The following is a 14,829-nucleotide window of genomic DNA, read 5'->3' on the forward strand; positions in this document are numbered from 1 at the left end:
CCCTCTTTTTTAGATGGATACTGTACGCCATGCAGTGCTCAATTTAATTACGTTCCCCTTGAATTCAGGTACTTGAGATTTAATATGTGAGATATGAAAGCGATCTCCTTCTCTAGAAAGGCGAATCTCGTCACCTGTGATAAGATTTGCTTGACGGATATACTTTGTCATACGCGTCAATCTGTATTCATTTCGAGTTCCGCCAAAAAACTTGTTATTGTAATAAATAAATGCAAACTCCCAAAATTTCCCAGATGAATCGATAAATTTAAGATGAACACGCGGATTCAACTGTTTAATATCTAGTTCAGGAAAAAAAACAAGGATTGACGGTTCTCGTGGAACAAGAATGCCAGCTTGGTGCCCACCGGTTTCTCCAGTATCATTTGCGCTCAATACTTTTGCTATTTGTTGTGTCATGAATAATCCCAAATTATCGAGTAGGTGAACGAGTCAGAGCAGCCACAATGTCGTTGTAGTCTTCATCCTTTCCCTCAATGCCGATGATTGCAGCATCAGACAAATCCCTTTTGCGAGAAAGCCTATCGTTGACCACATCTTCTACCGTGCCCGCAATAAGCAGGCGATGAACTGTGACCGGTAATTGCTGTCCGCGGCGATGAGCTCGAGCAGATGCTTGATCTTCAAGCGCTGGGTTCCATTCTGGGTTGTAGTGGATTACATGGTTGGCAGCAACGATATTCAAGCCGGCCCCACCGGCTCGGGGATTAAGGATCAAAGCTGCACCACCTTGGATACCACTAAACCGATCAATCAATGGCTGACGTTCATCAATAGGCAAGCGGCCATCAATGACTCCAGCAAAGCTACCAAATCGCTTTTCGATATGGCAGGCAATCATATCCGCCATGGAGGTGAAGGAAGTAAATATAAGCACTTTTTCTTGTCGGGAAAAAATCTCTTCCACAATTTCATCAAGCCGGCGCATTTTGGTAAAGGACAATGGATCTGATACGCCATGTGTTCCGCTCATTAGTGAGGGATGAGCACAAAACCGCCTCAAGGAAGTCAATGCGACCAGCGTTGCAGCAGCCCCATACTCAGCATAAATGCGCTCGCGCTCTGCGTCATATGCAGCAGCTTCTGTATCTTCCAGTACAAGCATTTGTGGGATATAAATGCGCGGTGGTAGGTCAGTCGCCACGTCCACCACACGTCTTCGTAACATAAGTGGAGATATTAGTGGTTCCAGCTTCTGCGCCCCCTCAGGATCATTTTGGAACTGGCTAGCAAAGGCTTGCTGATCACCAAGATAGTTAGGATTTACAAAATCAATAATTGACCATACATCTTGCAACCTGTTTTCAATAGGAGTACCAGTCACAGCCAAACCTGCATCACGATTAAGCCGTTTTACAGCCTTTGTTCGTTTTGCATCAGGATTGCGAATAAATTGAGCTTCGTCTAGAACGACAACTTTCCACCTGACCATGTTCAATAGGCTGTTATCACCGATAACCATGTCGTAAGACGTCACAACAACATCATGGTTAGCCAAAACTGTGGGACGGCCAGTCCTCAGTGGACCATGATGTTTGAGTACAGAAAGACTTGGTGCAAACTTGGTAATTTCACGGCTCCAGTTCTCCAACAAAGAGCCAGGAGCAACAATTAATGCAGGACTAAGGGGGCCACGACCAGAATCAGTAAGAGCAGCAATGATTTGCAGAGTCTTGCCTAGCCCCATCTCATCAGCTAATAGCCCCCCACATCCTTCTGCAATCAGAAATTTAAGCCAACGCCACCCAGAAAGCTGGTATGGATATAAGGTCCCATTGACCCCATGAGGCACCTCAGAGCCATCAGGAGTAAAGGCATTTGGAAGAAACCGGCCTCCAGCTGTTAAATCTGTGACTGGTCCATCACTTAAATCAGCCTTGCAGACTGCCAAGAATGTTTTCAAAGAAGATGCGGGGCCGGGAGTGATTCCATTTTCATTCAGAAGCTCTAGTAAGTCAGAGGTGACTTTTGGTTCTAGGGGATACCAGATTGAATCAACTACAATATGCCCGCGTTCTAGGTCAATCTGATCCAGTAGTACTTGGATATCACGGAAACCAGCTTTAATTGAGTAATGCGGCAAGCCAGCACAATCTGGCTTCACAACGAGAGTGGGGATAAGGGGATATTTTGTCACTTTAACCCCGTCAAAGCATGACGGCATACCGTTAAATAAGGGGTTGTGTTCCACAAGAGCAGAGAAGATTTCACTTGTTGATGGTATATAAACAACACCAAGGTCATCAATATAAACTAACGACCGCCCCTGAACTTCCCATCGTGCTTCCACTACCTGCTCCCGTTATTAAATACGTTGTATCATGATATATGAGACACTGTATGTATTTACATAGGCATCACACAATTCGCACCTAATGCCATCATACACAATTGTATATTTAAAAAAGTAACACCCATCACAAACAATGCTTTTCATAGATTTCTATATCTAGGCTTAGACTATATATGCAAGGAATAATCTCTTTATTTAGCATCCACTACCCTATATATTACCAAGATCAAACACTTGGACATCATCATACAGAGAATAAACAGCCTTGCTGATGTCATTAACCCGCCACTGCGAACGCCTTTTGTTTTTTGACACATCATCAGGTACATATTTGGGTGCAGGATCTAGGAAGATAACACCATCATTGATAGCTTTCAGAAGATGCTCTGCCGATGTCTGCTGACACAAGATTACCTTGGGCTCAAAGCTAACCTTGAATGCATATCCCTGTTCTCGCTCAGCTTGATCTTCATTCACCATCTTGCTTGCCGAGAGATACACCACATCATTGTGTTTTACCCCCCAAGTATTCATCAGACGAGTCAGACTCCAGCCTGCTGCAACCTTTCCGGCATCATCTTCAAGAACTACTTCAACGGCGTTCAGTTTGGATGTCAATGAAGTAGAGCTGTCATATGGAAATGCTACTTTATCTCCATTGGCATCACGCACCCAGTCAGACTTTTTATCGTCTGGGTTGGCTGGGCGATATTCACGAATTTTTAGTGTCAGACCGGTCTTTTTATTGCGCTCATTTGCACGATGAACACCTGTCAGACGGTATTCGTTCTTCCCCGCCGACTGATAGCCATACATCACCATGAACTTTGCAAAATCATCTGTGTACGGACCGAAATCCGGTTCTGGTGTGAAGAGCGTTACTTTTTCTTGAGTATGGGTTTTCAGTTCTATCCCGTTAATATCACCATCTTTGTCCGAGTTGGGGACGATGCCCAAGGCATGTTCCAGAGTATATCCACACACTTGGGTACCAGTGAACGGGAGAGTGTTCCCGTATGCATCTAGTCGACATCCCTTCCGTGGCGTTTTTACTACACCGGATAATTGCTTGAGTAGGTTACTTCTGTGGTCCTGCTCGATTGTTATCTGTTTGCATATACGTGACCCTTCCATCCCCGGCAGGGCTGCCACATCAGCAGCAAAACTATCAGTGTAGTTTATGATCACAAGTGCAATACATGCACCCCCTGGCAGGCTGCCAAGAACAAGAATGCGTTTACATTCCGGATTGCCCTTCATGAAACTAACTGACAGCGATTGGGGCATGTCGTTTTCTACACTGATGAACCCTGACAGGCGCGCCTCGGGATATTGCGTGTAGATAATAACCTTGACGTTCTTGGCCTTAACCAAAGTTCCATCACGCTTGCACCATGCGAAGTCGTTGAATACCCCTTCCGGGATCAGACTACCCGGAGTAGACGAATCCTTGGTGCTGCTGAAACTGGGTCCGCGTTCGGCCAGCGTAATGTCAAAAAGGTTGTACAGCACGCTGAAGTCACTAGCGAAATAAATCTGATTCTTGTCATTTGCGTTTTTCGGCAGTGGTTTAAGGATAGCTTTTTGGATGCCGAGGCTTTTCAACATAAGAGTCAAATCGTTCACTGATGTGAAGAAGTGTTCGAATGCTGATGGAAAGTGAGTTTTGGCAGACATGACCGAGCTCCTACGTTGGAAAAGTAGGAGTATCGTAGATCGAGAAATCGAAACACATCAACAAAAAGATTCACGCAAAAAATCAAATCATTGATTTTATTGATTTTGTTTTTTTTGGCTTGGTTTTGCCTAGGTTTAATCCTAGTTTTACTGACCCACCAAGGCCCCAAAAGGGTTCATCCAATCAATTTGGGTTTTTCGGGGGATGTGACCATACTGGTCAGCTTGCTGACTGTCATTTTCAGCATGCCAACCCATGGCAAGGCAGTGTGCATCCATATTGCCCATGGGAACGATTGCGTTGATGGCTTGACGCGACAGTATGTCGGAGAGCAAAGCTTAGTGCTGCTCAACGTCCTATTTGGCTTCGAACGGTAGTTAAGTTTCAGGCTACGCGTATGCTTGGGATTTCGGCAGCCCTATGTGGTATTTGATGAGCCACTCTAGGCTGCCTGATTTTTGAACGGCGTAGTATTTCAGAGTTGAGCTCGCCTATCATCTTGTTTCTTTTAAACAAGAAGAAAACTCTATAACGTCTCTTAGCGAGCCAGAGCATAAAACGCTCTCTACACGCTGTTCGTCTTCATAATAAAAATCAACAAGCTCGTATGTAGCATTATCTTCGTTTTCAAAAATAACAGTCCCTTTAGTTAGAGAACCTTTTATTAGCCACGCTTGATAAATCCAATCTGCTGACAATCCGATCATACGAAAACGAGCATTTAAAATATTGAGTGTTTTTGACTCTTCCATAATCCCCTCCATTACTATAGCTAATAGCAAACAAATACCAAACAGGTATCATCTCTAAACGTTTAATAAAAGTAAAGGAAATGCCCATCTTCACGTTGACGGGCACCTCGATAGTAAAATAACGACTTGCATTAGGCCTTGTCTTTAGACTTTAATAAAAGTGGTTTCATCATCTTGGCCACAGCAGCAAACACAGGGACAACTACCGAATTGCCGAATTGCCGATATGCTTGTGTATCGGAGACTGGTATCCTAAAGTTGTATTCTCCCGGCTGTTCAAATCCCATTAATCTGGCACATTCCCTAGGTGTCAGACGACGTGGACGATTTTTTTGGTTTTGCTCATTATTAAAGTCTACCTCTGCCAGCTGCATGTCCCAGCCACGATCAATCAGGATTTCTGAACCATCCTTGTGATAGCGGGCAGATAGAGTTCTAGCAACGGTGGCAGGATTCCATGGATTGACGAGTCCATAGCCAAAGCCATTACCTTTTGCTTGGTGCTTCTTAGCGTATTGATAAAGATACGACCACAGCTTAGGTGTCAGGATGTATTTAGGGTCAAGCCGCTCAACTGGTTCGAGCACGTCGGAAAAAGTAATTCTCTTTGCAGGAAATAGCTTGGATATCTCCTTCAGTGAGAAGCCTTCGTGCAGATTCAAATCCTTTCTGAACCCCACGAGAACAATTCGCTCTCGATGTTGTGGAATAAAATGTTTTCCATCGATGATCTTGGGATCATTTGGGCCATTTACATCAAGATCAGCAATCCAATAACCCAGTTCAGTCAGAGCCTCCTTGATTACTCTAAAAGTATTGCCCTTATCATGACTTTTAAGGTTCTTGACGTTTTCTAAGACGAACGCAGTTGGCCGCTTGGCATCGATGATCCGTGCGACATCAAAGAACAGGGTCCCTTGAGCCTCGCACTCGAAACCATGGGCACGGCCAAGCGAGTTCTTTTTGGATACACCGGCCAAGGAGAATGGCTGGCATGGAAAACCAGCCAGCAGCACATCATGATCCGGGATCTCCTTGTCAATATGAGCATAAACAAAGTCACGGTTTTCATTATCCGGCATAGTGATTTCACGTATATCGGAGTTGAACTTGTGATGATCTTTGTCACAATACCAGTTAGCCTTGTAGGTCCTGACTGCCTGCTCGTTCCACTCACTGGTAAATACACACTGGCCGCCAATATCCTCGAATCCTTTGCGGATACCACCAATGCCGGCAAATAGATCGATAAACTTGAAATCATAATTTCCATGATGCTTAGGTGGTGAAGGCAGTAGTCCTTTCAGCATCTCGGTTTCGTTATGCGTCAGTGGTTTTTGTTCAACTTTTCCGTTGAGCCAGCGATTGAGTGCCTCGCGGGTCCATTCGCTGTCGCCCATTTCACGCAGCTTCTCAGCGATTTGTTTCTGATCATAGATTTCAAGGACCATTTCCATGAGATGGCGGTCTTCTTTAAGGCTAGGATTTTGATAGTTCTGGATTTCATCCAGGGAGTTGGGCTGCAATGCAATGTTCATAGTCGAATCCAGTCTTCAGTAATTGTGGGGAGTCTATCACTCATTTGACCCAGAGGCATAGTTTCACTGTAAAGAAAAACAGTGTTTTTGTCGTGGTGTTAATCACTCCAGCAGATGCAGTTTGTTCAGCTCGGGGCATAGCGATGCACCTCGAGCGCGGTGATAAGACGGGTCATGTTCGGTGAGTCCAGTGATGCAAAGGGCCAGCCTGAGAGGGCTGGCCCTTTATGCTGTCGGTGGACGAGCGAGACGGTGGGGCGTCAACGAGCGCAGTCAGCAATCTCGTTGATAACCGGCTTGCAATTGAGTCGGTCCAGCAGGTGCTGCGAGCCGTATTGAGCCACCAGCCGGTCTATGGCCATCTGGGCGCAGGCCGTTCTACTGGGCTTATTCTCAGGTATGGCGTAACGAGCTGTGAGCCAGCCACCGAGCAGTGCTATCCGGTAGCCACTCGGGATGTGGGTGAGTGAGGTGCCGATGCCCCTCCCGTGAATAAGGAAAGGCACGGTCTGGCCGCCGATGTCGATATCCATGCGCTGACCCTTGAGCTCAAAGGTGGTGAGCTCGCCGGTTTGCGGATGTTTGCCAGGCACCTTGATGGTGATGTGTTTGGCCATTTCACACCTCCGGCTTGGCTTCAAAATGTCGGGTCACAACGCCTGCTTCTGGGTCGATGCTGATAAATGCCGGGGCTTGTGGGTGGTAGTGGTAGAGCCGCGCCAATTCAGCGCGAAACGCGTCGACGTTTGGCGCAATTACATGACTGGTATCCCCCTCGGCATAGGTAAAGGTCTCCAGCTTCTCTGTGTTAATCCAGATGCCGAAATACCACGCATCTTCCTCGGTATCGTATTGCTGCCAACCTTGAGCCAGCAGTGTCCGGTCGTAGTAGTAGCGGTCAGCCTGATGGCTGCCCCGGTCGATACGGCAGCCTGTCACCGTGAGCTCAAGCGGGATACGTCCCGCCGTGAGAGCTTGCTTTACCCGACGCAGCAGCTTGAGGACCTTGGCTCTGCTACGGCCATTACCGAGCGGATGGGGCTGCCTGGCCCGCAATGCCAGGTGGCTCATTATCTTCGGCGCGGTGTTGTGGTTCAGCTGACCGATGGCAGTGGTCATCTGCTTCGGTGTTAGGGTGTTGTAATCACGTAAGTCATGCATGGGTGGGTTCCTTCAAATGCAAACAGCCCCTCGGTGTGAGGGGCTGTTAGAGGTCTTGTTTGTGCTGGTGGCCGTGGCTCAGGTGTGACTACTCCAATCCGGCTTGTCATTACTACCGTGGTTGACGTAGGCCCCGACAATCACCCGTTGCCACTCACCAACCGGCTGACCCGCTGCATTACAGGCGCAGCGAAAGCGGGCGAAGTTAATCTCTCGCGGCAGGTGTTCACGCATATCCCGTGGACTGACAAAAAGTGCGGTCTTGTGTAGCACTGGGTTGGGGGCCACCAGTGGACCACCAATACGCCGCCCCTCCACATCGTGAGCATAGGCAAAGCTCGGCAGCATCAACTGCTGACTGATAAGCTTGGCGAGTGCTGGATGGGCGCACATGGCCTCTGCCACGGCGGCTTGGCTAAAGCTGTCATTGAACTCAATCATTGATGTTTCTCCATTTCTGCAGGTGCGCGGTAAGCCGCAGCCAGCAGCGCAAATTGCTCGACCAGGTAACTGATGCTGATGCCCAGTTCATCACTGACCCCATCACCCAGACGGTGATGCAGGTGTGCCATGTCATCGGCAATGCGTTGGGCTATCTGGGCGGTTGAGCTCGGTGGCGAGTTTGTCACTGTCAGAGTGATGGAGAGAGCCATCACATCTCTCCCCAAGGGGCTTGTTCCCACAGTGACAGCCGGGTTAGCACGTCTTGTGCGAGAGCCTGTTGCAACTGCTGTATCACCTTCACCAACCGGGGAGCTTGCTCAGGGCTCCCGGTCCATTCGCTCGATTGGTATAGGGCGCAGCAGGTGAATTTGTAGAGGGCTACCAGTTCGGCATCGGTGAGTGGTGCTTGATGGTAACGATGGACAGGTTTAAGCGGACTCCGCTTGGTAGATCGGTGCTGGCGTGGTTCCTTGTGGTCCTGCTGACGCCCCAGCTGATAGCGATGCCAGACTGCACGGCGGTTGGCGAGCATCATCAGTCGCACTAACCGGTCAACCCGCCACGTCCAGGTACTGGTCGTGTCTGCTGGCGGCAGCCACCAGAGGTTGCGCAGCAACTCAAGGGTGTAGTGCGGTGGCATCGGGGCATTGCAAAAGCGGTGTAACTGCACGGCAAAGACAAGGTAATCCTTGCGATCGATCATGAAGGCAGACATGGGAATAGCTCCTTGAAATGCAAAAGGCCACCTGTAGTGAGGTGGCCTTGCTGGGGGGATCGGAATATCCGGATCATGGTGTTGGCGCGGATGATCCGGGTGATCGGGTGGAAACGTGATCGGCATGAATGTTATTGGGCGATCGACGGTTCGTTATTGGTGATCCTGGAGTGTGTCGGGATGCGCAGCATCGAACAGGATGGCGTAGAGCGCACAATCAATGCCGTTAACGGCGTCGTGGTGCGGGTAATAGGGCGGTTTGTCTCGGGAGCGCTCGAAGTAGTCGCCAAAGCAACTGAGGCATTCACGGATCTTGATGGTGGATCCTTGCAGCAAGGTCTCTTCAAGCTGCTTGGCATAACCCTCGTCGTCACGAGCCTTGGTGACGGCTTGCTCCAACAACACCAAGGCCCCTTCGTTGCTGGCGGCTGCCAGGCTATGGCACAGCTTCTCGAGGGTTTCCTCAAGGGAATAGGGATTGGGTAATCGCATGGTGCTCACCCCTTCTTGGGTTGGCTAATGGCGTAGTTGATGGAGCAGTGCATCAATGGCCTCGATACAGTCAGCCTGGGTGAGCAGATAACCGTTAGGGAGGTGGGCCACGATGGCGGGCTCAGCCTGCATCTCGACGTTGTCAGCAAGCCAGCCGCGCAGTTCGATGAGGATATCGAGGGCGGTGAGGTGTGCTTTGCCTGAAGGAAGGTTCATAGCCGACCTCGCTCAGCCAGCGATACCACGCCTTCGGCGCCGACCACCAGATGGTCGAGCAGTCGCACATCGACCAAGGCCAAGGCCTCTTTGAGGGCTTGGGTAAAGACCCGGTCAGAGTGGCTGGGTTCCGGGTCACCGCTGGGGTGATTATGCACCGCGATGATGGCCCCACAGTTGAGTAGCAGGGCCCGTTTGACCACTTCCCGTAGGTAGATGCTGGCACTGTCGAGGGTACCGCGAAACAGCTCCTCAAAGGCCAGCACGCGATGTTGGGCGTCGAGAAACAGAGCACCAAACACCTCGTGTTCCCGGTCCTGCAGCAGGGTTTGCAGCCGCTCAGCGGCCTCTGTGGTACTGGTGATGGCAGTGCCTTTGGCCAAGCGCTTGCGAGCAATCTGGTTGGCAATACGCAGCAGGTCTTGCTCTGTCACCGGCTCGGTAACGACATAAGTACCGGGGCATTCCCCGGCTTTCAGTTTGTGGTAACGCATGGTGGTCTCCTGAAAAAGAAAGACCCCCGCAGCGCGAGGCATACCGGGGCTAAATGCAGAGGTGTTGTTGGCTCACGTTGAGGGAAGTTCAGTTGGCCATCGTGATGGGGCTTGCCGTGGCAGCGGGGTCACGCTTCACCGGCATCAGCAATCCGGGGACCAGCACAGTGAGTGGGATAGTCAGAGCCACACTCAGCCGTTCCGCCAGCTCATAGGCTTGGCCGATAGTGTCGTAGTCAGCTACCCAAGTGGCCAGCGCCAGTCCGCTGGCTTCCACGGCCCGCAGATAAACGCTGTAGCCTTGCACGGTCAGGCCACTATCACGCACCACTTGCGTTTCCCCCTCTCGGTTAATCGCTTCGAGCTCAACGGCTATCGGTTGTTTGGGCATCGTGCGCCTCCTCTTGGGGTAAGGGGTCACTCTCCACACGATAGCCGTGATGAATGCAGGTACGCTGGAGGTCACTCAGAAAGCGCCCCAGCTCACGGGGCTGCTCAGAGAGCGGCACCGGTCCTGCCTGACTGCGCCAGCGTGGGGTCCACACAGATTTCATCCACGGGCTGGCTCATGGTGTGCCAGTCCTCGGCATTGGTGAGGGAGAGCAGTTGCCACTGCACGCCAGACCAACGTAAGTGCAGCGTGACGGTGCGGGCGTTTGGGCTACTGGGGGTCAGGTGCAGCAACCAGCGCTCGCCACGGTGGCGCGGTTGTATCTTGGCCTTGGCGGCGACTAATCCCAGCCACTGGCGTGAATAGTGGGAGAGCGGTAGTTCGTTAGTCATCACACACCTCCTAATCCCCGCTGACCGTGACGGTGAAATACCCCAACTGGGCGTAGCTAATGAAATTGCTCTGCCACAGGGCGAACAGTTCGCGTGCTTCCACGCCGGGCAGAGGTCCCCAGCTCTGCAGATAGTGCTCGTCGCAGGAGAGGTTGAAGTCGAGCTCCTTACAGAGCTCAGCATCCTGGCCTAGCCCCTGGTAACTGAAGTCGGTGATGTAATCGAAGACCCAGCCGTGTAATCCCCGAATAAGCCGCAGCTCTACTGGATGAACTCCACCCGTTTCAGCACTGTAGGCGGGGCTGCGAAAGTTGAAGGTCAGGGTCGAGAGGTGGGTAAGGTCGAGCTGTTGTTCTCGCACGACTTTGCGCAGCAAGTCAGGCAACGCTGGTGAAATCGGCAGGGCCATCCCTGCTAGGTGAAATGGCATGGTCATCATGGAGTGTCCTTTTGGTATCGAATGTGAGAACCGTTAATCCCTGAACCAACGCCAGGCGCGATAAAGGCCATAAGTGGCGACGAGGGAGAGCGTGATGGGGGCTGCTGTCGTACTGAGCAGTGAACCGGCGACTGCGGTCGCAACGCTGCTGGTCGATACGCTCAGAGCACTGCTGGTGGATAGCCCTGCGAGTGCTGAGGTGGTGGGCTGACTCGCCACGGTGCGCAGCGCCTGATGAGCTATCCACCCGGTCGCAATCAGCTGGTTAATCTGCTTGCTGTAGTGAAAGCCCTCGATACACCAAAGCACGAAGTGTTCGCAGTTGTTAAAAAGGGTGCTGTAGTGCGCCTCCCCGAGGCGAGAATAGGCACGGTCGATACTCTCCTCCCGGTTGTAGGCGCGTGTCCCATGATGCTGGATGTAGTAATCGCGCTCTTGGCAAAACTCAGGCAAAGAGGTGATGGTTATCTGGCCAGACTGTTCACCGGCACTGAAGCCTAGATAGTGGATGACCTGATGGTCTCCCAGGTAGAGGCCGTGGTGCTGGTAGCCGGTGCGGGGGGAAACGAGGTGGTCCCCCGGTTGTGGTAATGGCATGGACAGTTCCTTAAACGAGATGCGGCATAAAACACAGGGCACCCGAGGTGCCCTGATTGTGATGGTGAGTGTGTGGTGGCTGGTGGTCAGGATTGCTTGCGCAGCGTCAAGCTACTGGTATCCCATAACCAGCGCTCGCTGGGGTTGCCGGGTAGATTGAGGGTAAAGCCGTTGGGTTCGGGGCTCAGCTTGCCCAGGTCGCTACAGGTCCCAAATTCGGTCGATATCATGGTGGGTGAATCTTGTCTGGCTACGACCAACTGGTAGAGCACCGGGCAACCCACTCCCCCGCTGAACAGCTCAATCAGCGCAACCTGACCATCGGGGATTGCGAACTGGTGGGCCACATCAACACCGGCATAACTGTCGTGATGAGTCAGTGGCTCACCATTGAGCAGCACATCGAAGTTCACCTCGTCATTTTTTCGCACAGTGAATCCGGTCGAGGGCTTCGCCAGCTTGGGCTGAAAATAGACACTGCCATCGGTGAAGGTCACCATGGATCCCTCAAGCGACACTTGTGTTCCTACCAGGTCAATCAAGGCGGCGTAAGCCTCATCATCGGTCCATATCTCAACATCCCCTTGTCCAGGCACCTCGACCCAGTACTTCATGCTGGCGTAGCTAAGCTTCCCGCTCAGGCTGGTAGGCACCTTTGTCTCAATCTCCAGCGCGCCATCGGCAGCGAAGGTTGCCATCGAACAGCTGAGCAGCAGCCCCAGCGTGGCTGCTCGTAATGCCTGGGTGAATAGTGTCGTCATGTGTCTCTCCATCAGTCTTTACTAATAAGCCAGTACAGCAGTCCGGCCAGAATGGGGTCGATAATTAACCCGAGAATGAACCAGCCCCAAAAAGAGCGGCCGTTACCAGCAGCAACAAACCCCAGCAGTAACGCCAGCCCTACCCACAGCAGAATTAATGGCATGGATGCTTCTCCTATTGGAATGTGTAAGCCGCTTCACCCTGGTCGGTGAACACGGTGGCTTCGAGCAAGTTGCAGGTGCCCGGAATCAGGGAGAATTGGGAACGCTGGCTGTATTTGAGTGATACCGGGAACGTGCGGTCTACCCCGTAGGGGCCGACTGCCGCACACTTCCCACGGTTGATAAGGATCTTCTTGATGGTGACTGCATCATTGAGGGAGGTGACCTGTAACTGGGGACGGCCCAGTGAGTTGTAGAACAGGTCGAGCTTGAATTCTGGCGCTGACGTCTTGGTGCCGTCAGAGGCGCTGGTGTAGATAACCGCTGAGGCAGCAAGGACTGCGGTAGCGATAAGGTAGCGTTTCATGCGTGATCTCCTGTAACATGAAAAGGACAAAAGGGTGCCTGACCGATGAGGCAGGCCTCTCGGATCAGCGGGGTCATACAGGTAATGTCAGCGAGTGCGCTGGCAGTTAGCCAAGCGCCACTGAAGAAAGTGGGTTGGAATTTATGCCGTGTAGAAGACTCTCCTTTCCAATTTCAATCTATATATTCAAACAAACTCAACCTCTGGCGCCCAGTCTCAACTCAAATCGCCCTTAATGTCAACGAGTCCATGGTCAAGCATACGTGCTGACTGGAGGACTTATGACAGACGTCAACTTTGAAGAACTGGCCAAGAGCGTCGGTAAAGCGATTGGACGGCAACGCCAACAAGCGGGGCTGACCCAGGATCAAGTCGCAGAGCACCTGGATATCGGGATGGAAGCGGTTTCCCGGATGGAGCGGGGAAAAGTAGTGCCGACCGTGGTGCGGTTGGCAGAGCTCGCCCAGCTGTTTGAGTGTGAGCTGGCAGACTTCTTGCGTGAAACCAGCAACCGCCCTACCGAACAAGGCATTGTGCTCAGCCAGCAGTTAGCCAAACTCAAGGCTGCCGACAGGGAGCTGGTGCTGGAGGTGGTTGATAAGCTGGTGGCGCGATTAGCGCCTTAATCCCTCTCTGCGAGCATTAGTGACTTACTGACACCGATGCTAGGGCCGATGACTTGGGAGGCCGCAATGGCGCTCCCAAGCAGCTTCACAGCGATATCTGTTTACTCTCCCCTGATAATATCTATCTGAGTTCCTTTTCGATCGAACTAGATCAGCACCGGCAACCCTGAACGGCGGATGCGTGGGCGGCCTCGACGGCGACTCGCTTCGGGGATCTCCATACGACCGAAGGTACGACGCCCGGAGGGGAGCGTGGCCAACATCAACTCATCATGCTTGGTCAGATACTCGAGCGCCTTGAACAGCTTCTCCTGCTTCTGCTCATCATCGCAGTGCACCATACCTATCCCATCATTGCCCCATTCTTGGTACTGCTTGCGAAGGTGAGCACAGTTGAAATAGGTACCGAGATCATTAGTGTACTCTTCCCAATGTTCCCCCAGTAATCGGCCTAGCGAGCGATCTCGTTGATGGCGTGCGCCGTTAAAAATGAACACTGTGTGCATGTGAAAGCGCCGGTCTTGGCCATATTCCATCTTCCAGATATACCCAACCAATCCAGGGAATTGTCGCTTGATGATGGCCAGATAGCGCCTGCGATCTTCCATCGCCGTCTCGGGCGTTAGCCGACAGTAAACCTTCTCCTTGTAGGCGAGGTCCAAGCGAATGAACAGTAGCTTGGCATGTTTGAGGAATAGCGTCGGGATATATTTCTCAAGACTTTGACTGTTACGGGGAGCTGCCCTTAATCTGTTGTCCAGCCGCTTCTGGTGCTCTTTGCTATACAGTGCTTGGTGAAATGCGCTCAACGCCTGATTAATGTCACGTGCTATTACATTTGCAGTATCTTCATCTAATTCCTGTAGCTTGATTTGTGCTAACCCATGCACATGCTGCATGTGGCTTAAAAACAATTCCACCGTAGGATGTGAAGATGAGATCTCAGTATGGCAATAGAAATAACCACCAGCATCCTCCAGCGCGTCGAGCAACCCCTTTGTTTCGCTGGTAAAACACAGTTTGTTTGGAACTGTGTTTATCAAGGATACCATTGGCACCATTTTACTACTCAAGCTGTTCACAACAGCGATGATGGACGTTAGTCTGGTTTTATTAAACATAGAACTTCTCTTTTAGTTAAGATTACCCCTGCGCGATGTGATAGATACACGCGTATATCAGGGGAAGGGAGTAAATAGTGAGCATTAACATTACCACCTAATGGTGGATGATGAGATGGCTATTGGATTGCTTACATGACTAGTTTCACTGAGGTAGTGAAATCATAAC

Annotated in this window: 22 protein-coding genes; 1 reads left to right on the plus strand and 21 read right to left on the minus strand. The window is 51.1% G+C overall.

Features of this window, described 5'->3' with window-relative positions:
- Window positions 1-9: 9 nt before the first annotated feature.
- The 20 genes from BN1128_RS24390 to BN1128_RS02900 all read right to left on the minus strand — a co-directional run bounded on the left by BN1128_RS24390 (window position 10) and on the right by BN1128_RS02900 (window position 12,913).
- Window positions 10-420, minus strand: coding sequence for an EcoRII N-terminal effector-binding domain-containing protein (locus BN1128_RS24390; protein ID WP_082030341.1), 411 nt, complete (start codon window positions 418-420; stop codon window positions 10-12).
- A 13-nt stretch (window positions 421-433) separates the two neighbouring features.
- The gene (locus BN1128_RS02815; RefSeq protein ID WP_042866159.1) at window positions 434-2,311 is read right to left on the minus strand and encodes a DEAD/DEAH box helicase; all 1,878 of its coding nucleotides are present in this window, start codon (window positions 2,309-2,311) and stop codon (window positions 434-436) included.
- Window positions 2,312-2,524: 213 nt separating this feature from the next.
- Entirely contained in the window at window positions 2,525-3,991 is a 1,467-nt protein-coding gene (locus BN1128_RS02820) for an MvaI/BcnI family restriction endonuclease (RefSeq protein ID WP_052445483.1), read from the minus strand.
- A 495-nt stretch (window positions 3,992-4,486) separates the two neighbouring features.
- Window positions 4,487-4,744: a hypothetical protein gene (locus BN1128_RS25160; RefSeq protein ID WP_156140086.1), complete on the minus strand. Its 258-nt coding sequence runs from the start codon at window positions 4,742-4,744 to the stop codon at window positions 4,487-4,489.
- Between the two features lie 131 nt (window positions 4,745-4,875).
- Window positions 4,876-6,282 carry a DNA cytosine methyltransferase gene (locus tag BN1128_RS02830; RefSeq protein ID WP_082030342.1) on the minus strand — a complete coding sequence of 469 codons (1,407 nt, stop codon included), beginning with the start codon at window positions 6,280-6,282 and terminating at the stop codon, window positions 4,876-4,878.
- A 260-nt stretch (window positions 6,283-6,542) separates the two neighbouring features.
- Entirely contained in the window at window positions 6,543-6,899 is a 357-nt protein-coding gene (locus BN1128_RS02835; protein WP_042866161.1) for a hypothetical protein, read from the minus strand.
- 1 nt (window position 6,900) lies between these two features.
- The gene (locus tag BN1128_RS02840) at window positions 6,901-7,443 is read right to left on the minus strand and encodes a hypothetical protein (RefSeq protein ID WP_042866162.1); all 543 of its coding nucleotides are present in this window, start codon (window positions 7,441-7,443) and stop codon (window positions 6,901-6,903) included.
- 78 nt (window positions 7,444-7,521) lie between these two features.
- Window positions 7,522-7,884 carry a hypothetical protein gene (locus BN1128_RS02845; protein WP_042866163.1) on the minus strand — a complete coding sequence of 121 codons (363 nt, stop codon included), beginning with the start codon at window positions 7,882-7,884 and terminating at the stop codon, window positions 7,522-7,524.
- Window positions 7,881-8,096: a hypothetical protein gene (locus BN1128_RS02850; RefSeq protein WP_042866164.1), complete on the minus strand. Its 216-nt coding sequence runs from the start codon at window positions 8,094-8,096 to the stop codon at window positions 7,881-7,883. The genes BN1128_RS02845 and BN1128_RS02850 overlap by 4 nt, the downstream gene beginning before the upstream one ends.
- The gene (locus BN1128_RS02855; RefSeq protein ID WP_042866165.1) at window positions 8,096-8,602 is read right to left on the minus strand and encodes a hypothetical protein; all 507 of its coding nucleotides are present in this window, start codon (window positions 8,600-8,602) and stop codon (window positions 8,096-8,098) included. Before BN1128_RS02855 ends, BN1128_RS02850 begins: the two co-directional genes overlap by 1 nt.
- A 153-nt stretch (window positions 8,603-8,755) precedes the next feature.
- Window positions 8,756-9,094 carry a hypothetical protein gene (locus tag BN1128_RS24395; protein WP_244464548.1) on the minus strand — a complete coding sequence of 113 codons (339 nt, stop codon included), beginning with the start codon at window positions 9,092-9,094 and terminating at the stop codon, window positions 8,756-8,758.
- A gap of 24 nt (window positions 9,095-9,118) precedes the next feature.
- Window positions 9,119-9,310 (minus strand): hypothetical protein, encoded by a 192-nt coding sequence (locus tag BN1128_RS24400; RefSeq protein WP_082030343.1) that lies wholly within the window; start codon window positions 9,308-9,310, stop codon window positions 9,119-9,121.
- Window positions 9,307-9,804 (minus strand): RadC family protein, encoded by a 498-nt coding sequence (gene radC, locus BN1128_RS02865; protein ID WP_042866167.1) that lies wholly within the window; start codon window positions 9,802-9,804, stop codon window positions 9,307-9,309. The genes BN1128_RS24400 and radC overlap by 4 nt, the downstream gene beginning before the upstream one ends.
- Window positions 9,805-9,892: 88 nt before the next feature.
- Complete coding sequence (locus BN1128_RS02870) at window positions 9,893-10,195, minus strand: hypothetical protein (RefSeq protein WP_042866168.1); 303 nt, start codon at window positions 10,193-10,195, stop codon at window positions 9,893-9,895.
- Between the two features lie 104 nt (window positions 10,196-10,299).
- Window positions 10,300-10,587: a hypothetical protein gene (locus tag BN1128_RS02875; protein WP_244464549.1), complete on the minus strand. Its 288-nt coding sequence runs from the start codon at window positions 10,585-10,587 to the stop codon at window positions 10,300-10,302.
- A 10-nt stretch (window positions 10,588-10,597) separates the two neighbouring features.
- Window positions 10,598-11,023, minus strand: coding sequence for a DUF2787 family protein (locus BN1128_RS02880; protein ID WP_042866193.1), 426 nt, complete (start codon window positions 11,021-11,023; stop codon window positions 10,598-10,600).
- Between the two features lie 36 nt (window positions 11,024-11,059).
- Complete coding sequence (locus tag BN1128_RS02885) at window positions 11,060-11,623, minus strand: lecithin retinol acyltransferase family protein (protein WP_042866169.1); 564 nt, start codon at window positions 11,621-11,623, stop codon at window positions 11,060-11,062.
- An 86-nt stretch (window positions 11,624-11,709) separates the two neighbouring features.
- Window positions 11,710-12,384: a hypothetical protein gene (locus BN1128_RS02890; protein ID WP_042866170.1), complete on the minus strand. Its 675-nt coding sequence runs from the start codon at window positions 12,382-12,384 to the stop codon at window positions 11,710-11,712.
- 11 nt (window positions 12,385-12,395) lie between these two features.
- Window positions 12,396-12,548 carry a hypothetical protein gene (locus tag BN1128_RS25165; RefSeq protein ID WP_042034774.1) on the minus strand — a complete coding sequence of 51 codons (153 nt, stop codon included), beginning with the start codon at window positions 12,546-12,548 and terminating at the stop codon, window positions 12,396-12,398.
- 11 nt (window positions 12,549-12,559) lie between these two features.
- Window positions 12,560-12,913 carry a hypothetical protein gene (locus BN1128_RS02900; protein WP_052445484.1) on the minus strand — a complete coding sequence of 118 codons (354 nt, stop codon included), beginning with the start codon at window positions 12,911-12,913 and terminating at the stop codon, window positions 12,560-12,562.
- Between the two features lie 281 nt (window positions 12,914-13,194).
- On the opposite strand from BN1128_RS02900, the gene BN1128_RS02905 reads away from it, so the two are divergent.
- Window positions 13,195-13,539 (plus strand): helix-turn-helix domain-containing protein, encoded by a 345-nt coding sequence (locus BN1128_RS02905; RefSeq protein WP_024945142.1) that lies wholly within the window; start codon window positions 13,195-13,197, stop codon window positions 13,537-13,539.
- A 146-nt stretch (window positions 13,540-13,685) separates the two neighbouring features.
- Here BN1128_RS02905 and BN1128_RS02910 read toward each other — a convergent pair whose 3' ends face one another.
- Window positions 13,686-14,660: a YagK/YfjJ domain-containing protein gene (locus BN1128_RS02910; protein WP_042866171.1), complete on the minus strand. Its 975-nt coding sequence runs from the start codon at window positions 14,658-14,660 to the stop codon at window positions 13,686-13,688.
- Window positions 14,661-14,829: the final 169 nt, after the last annotated feature.

Source organism: Aeromonas piscicola (assembly GCF_000820005.1).
In the GTDB taxonomy this organism is placed as follows: domain Bacteria; phylum Pseudomonadota; class Gammaproteobacteria; order Enterobacterales; family Aeromonadaceae; genus Aeromonas; species Aeromonas piscicola.

Excerpts from the sequence above, each read along its gene's own strand:
- BN1128_RS24390 (WP_082030341.1), bottom strand. The coding sequence starts at position 420 with ATGACACAACAAATAGCAAAAGTATTGAGCGCAAATGATACTGGAGAA.
- BN1128_RS02820 (WP_052445483.1), bottom strand. The coding sequence starts at position 3,991 with ATGTCTGCCAAAACTCACTTTCCATCAGCATTCGAACACTTCTTCACA.
- BN1128_RS25160 (WP_156140086.1), bottom strand. The coding sequence starts at position 4,744 with ATGGAAGAGTCAAAAACACTCAATATTTTAAATGCTCGTTTTCGTATG.
- BN1128_RS02830 (WP_082030342.1), bottom strand. The coding sequence starts at position 6,282 with ATGAACATTGCATTGCAGCCCAACTCCCTGGATGAAATCCAGAACTAT.
- BN1128_RS02835 (WP_042866161.1), bottom strand. The coding sequence starts at position 6,899 with ATGGCCAAACACATCACCATCAAGGTGCCTGGCAAACATCCGCAAACC.
- BN1128_RS02840 (WP_042866162.1), bottom strand. The coding sequence starts at position 7,443 with ATGCATGACTTACGTGATTACAACACCCTAACACCGAAGCAGATGACC.
- BN1128_RS02845 (WP_042866163.1), bottom strand. The coding sequence starts at position 7,884 with ATGATTGAGTTCAATGACAGCTTTAGCCAAGCCGCCGTGGCAGAGGCC.
- BN1128_RS02850 (WP_042866164.1), bottom strand. The coding sequence starts at position 8,096 with ATGGCTCTCTCCATCACTCTGACAGTGACAAACTCGCCACCGAGCTCA.
- BN1128_RS02855 (WP_042866165.1), bottom strand. The coding sequence starts at position 8,602 with ATGTCTGCCTTCATGATCGATCGCAAGGATTACCTTGTCTTTGCCGTG.
- BN1128_RS24395 (WP_244464548.1), bottom strand. The coding sequence starts at position 9,094 with ATGCGATTACCCAATCCCTATTCCCTTGAGGAAACCCTCGAGAAGCTG.
- BN1128_RS24400 (WP_082030343.1), bottom strand. The coding sequence starts at position 9,310 with ATGAACCTTCCTTCAGGCAAAGCACACCTCACCGCCCTCGATATCCTC.
- radC (WP_042866167.1), bottom strand. The coding sequence starts at position 9,804 with ATGCGTTACCACAAACTGAAAGCCGGGGAATGCCCCGGTACTTATGTC.
- BN1128_RS02870 (WP_042866168.1), bottom strand. The coding sequence starts at position 10,195 with ATGCCCAAACAACCGATAGCCGTTGAGCTCGAAGCGATTAACCGAGAG.
- BN1128_RS02875 (WP_244464549.1), bottom strand. The coding sequence starts at position 10,587 with ATGACTAACGAACTACCGCTCTCCCACTATTCACGCCAGTGGCTGGGA.
- BN1128_RS02880 (WP_042866193.1), bottom strand. The coding sequence starts at position 11,023 with ATGACCATGCCATTTCACCTAGCAGGGATGGCCCTGCCGATTTCACCA.
- BN1128_RS02885 (WP_042866169.1), bottom strand. The coding sequence starts at position 11,623 with ATGCCATTACCACAACCGGGGGACCACCTCGTTTCCCCCCGCACCGGC.
- BN1128_RS02890 (WP_042866170.1), bottom strand. The coding sequence starts at position 12,384 with ATGACGACACTATTCACCCAGGCATTACGAGCAGCCACGCTGGGGCTG.
- BN1128_RS25165 (WP_042034774.1), bottom strand. The coding sequence starts at position 12,548 with ATGCCATTAATTCTGCTGTGGGTAGGGCTGGCGTTACTGCTGGGGTTT.
- BN1128_RS02900 (WP_052445484.1), bottom strand. The coding sequence starts at position 12,913 with ATGAAACGCTACCTTATCGCTACCGCAGTCCTTGCTGCCTCAGCGGTT.
- BN1128_RS02905 (WP_024945142.1), top strand. The coding sequence starts at position 13,195 with ATGACAGACGTCAACTTTGAAGAACTGGCCAAGAGCGTCGGTAAAGCG.
- BN1128_RS02910 (WP_042866171.1), bottom strand. The coding sequence starts at position 14,660 with ATGTTTAATAAAACCAGACTAACGTCCATCATCGCTGTTGTGAACAGC.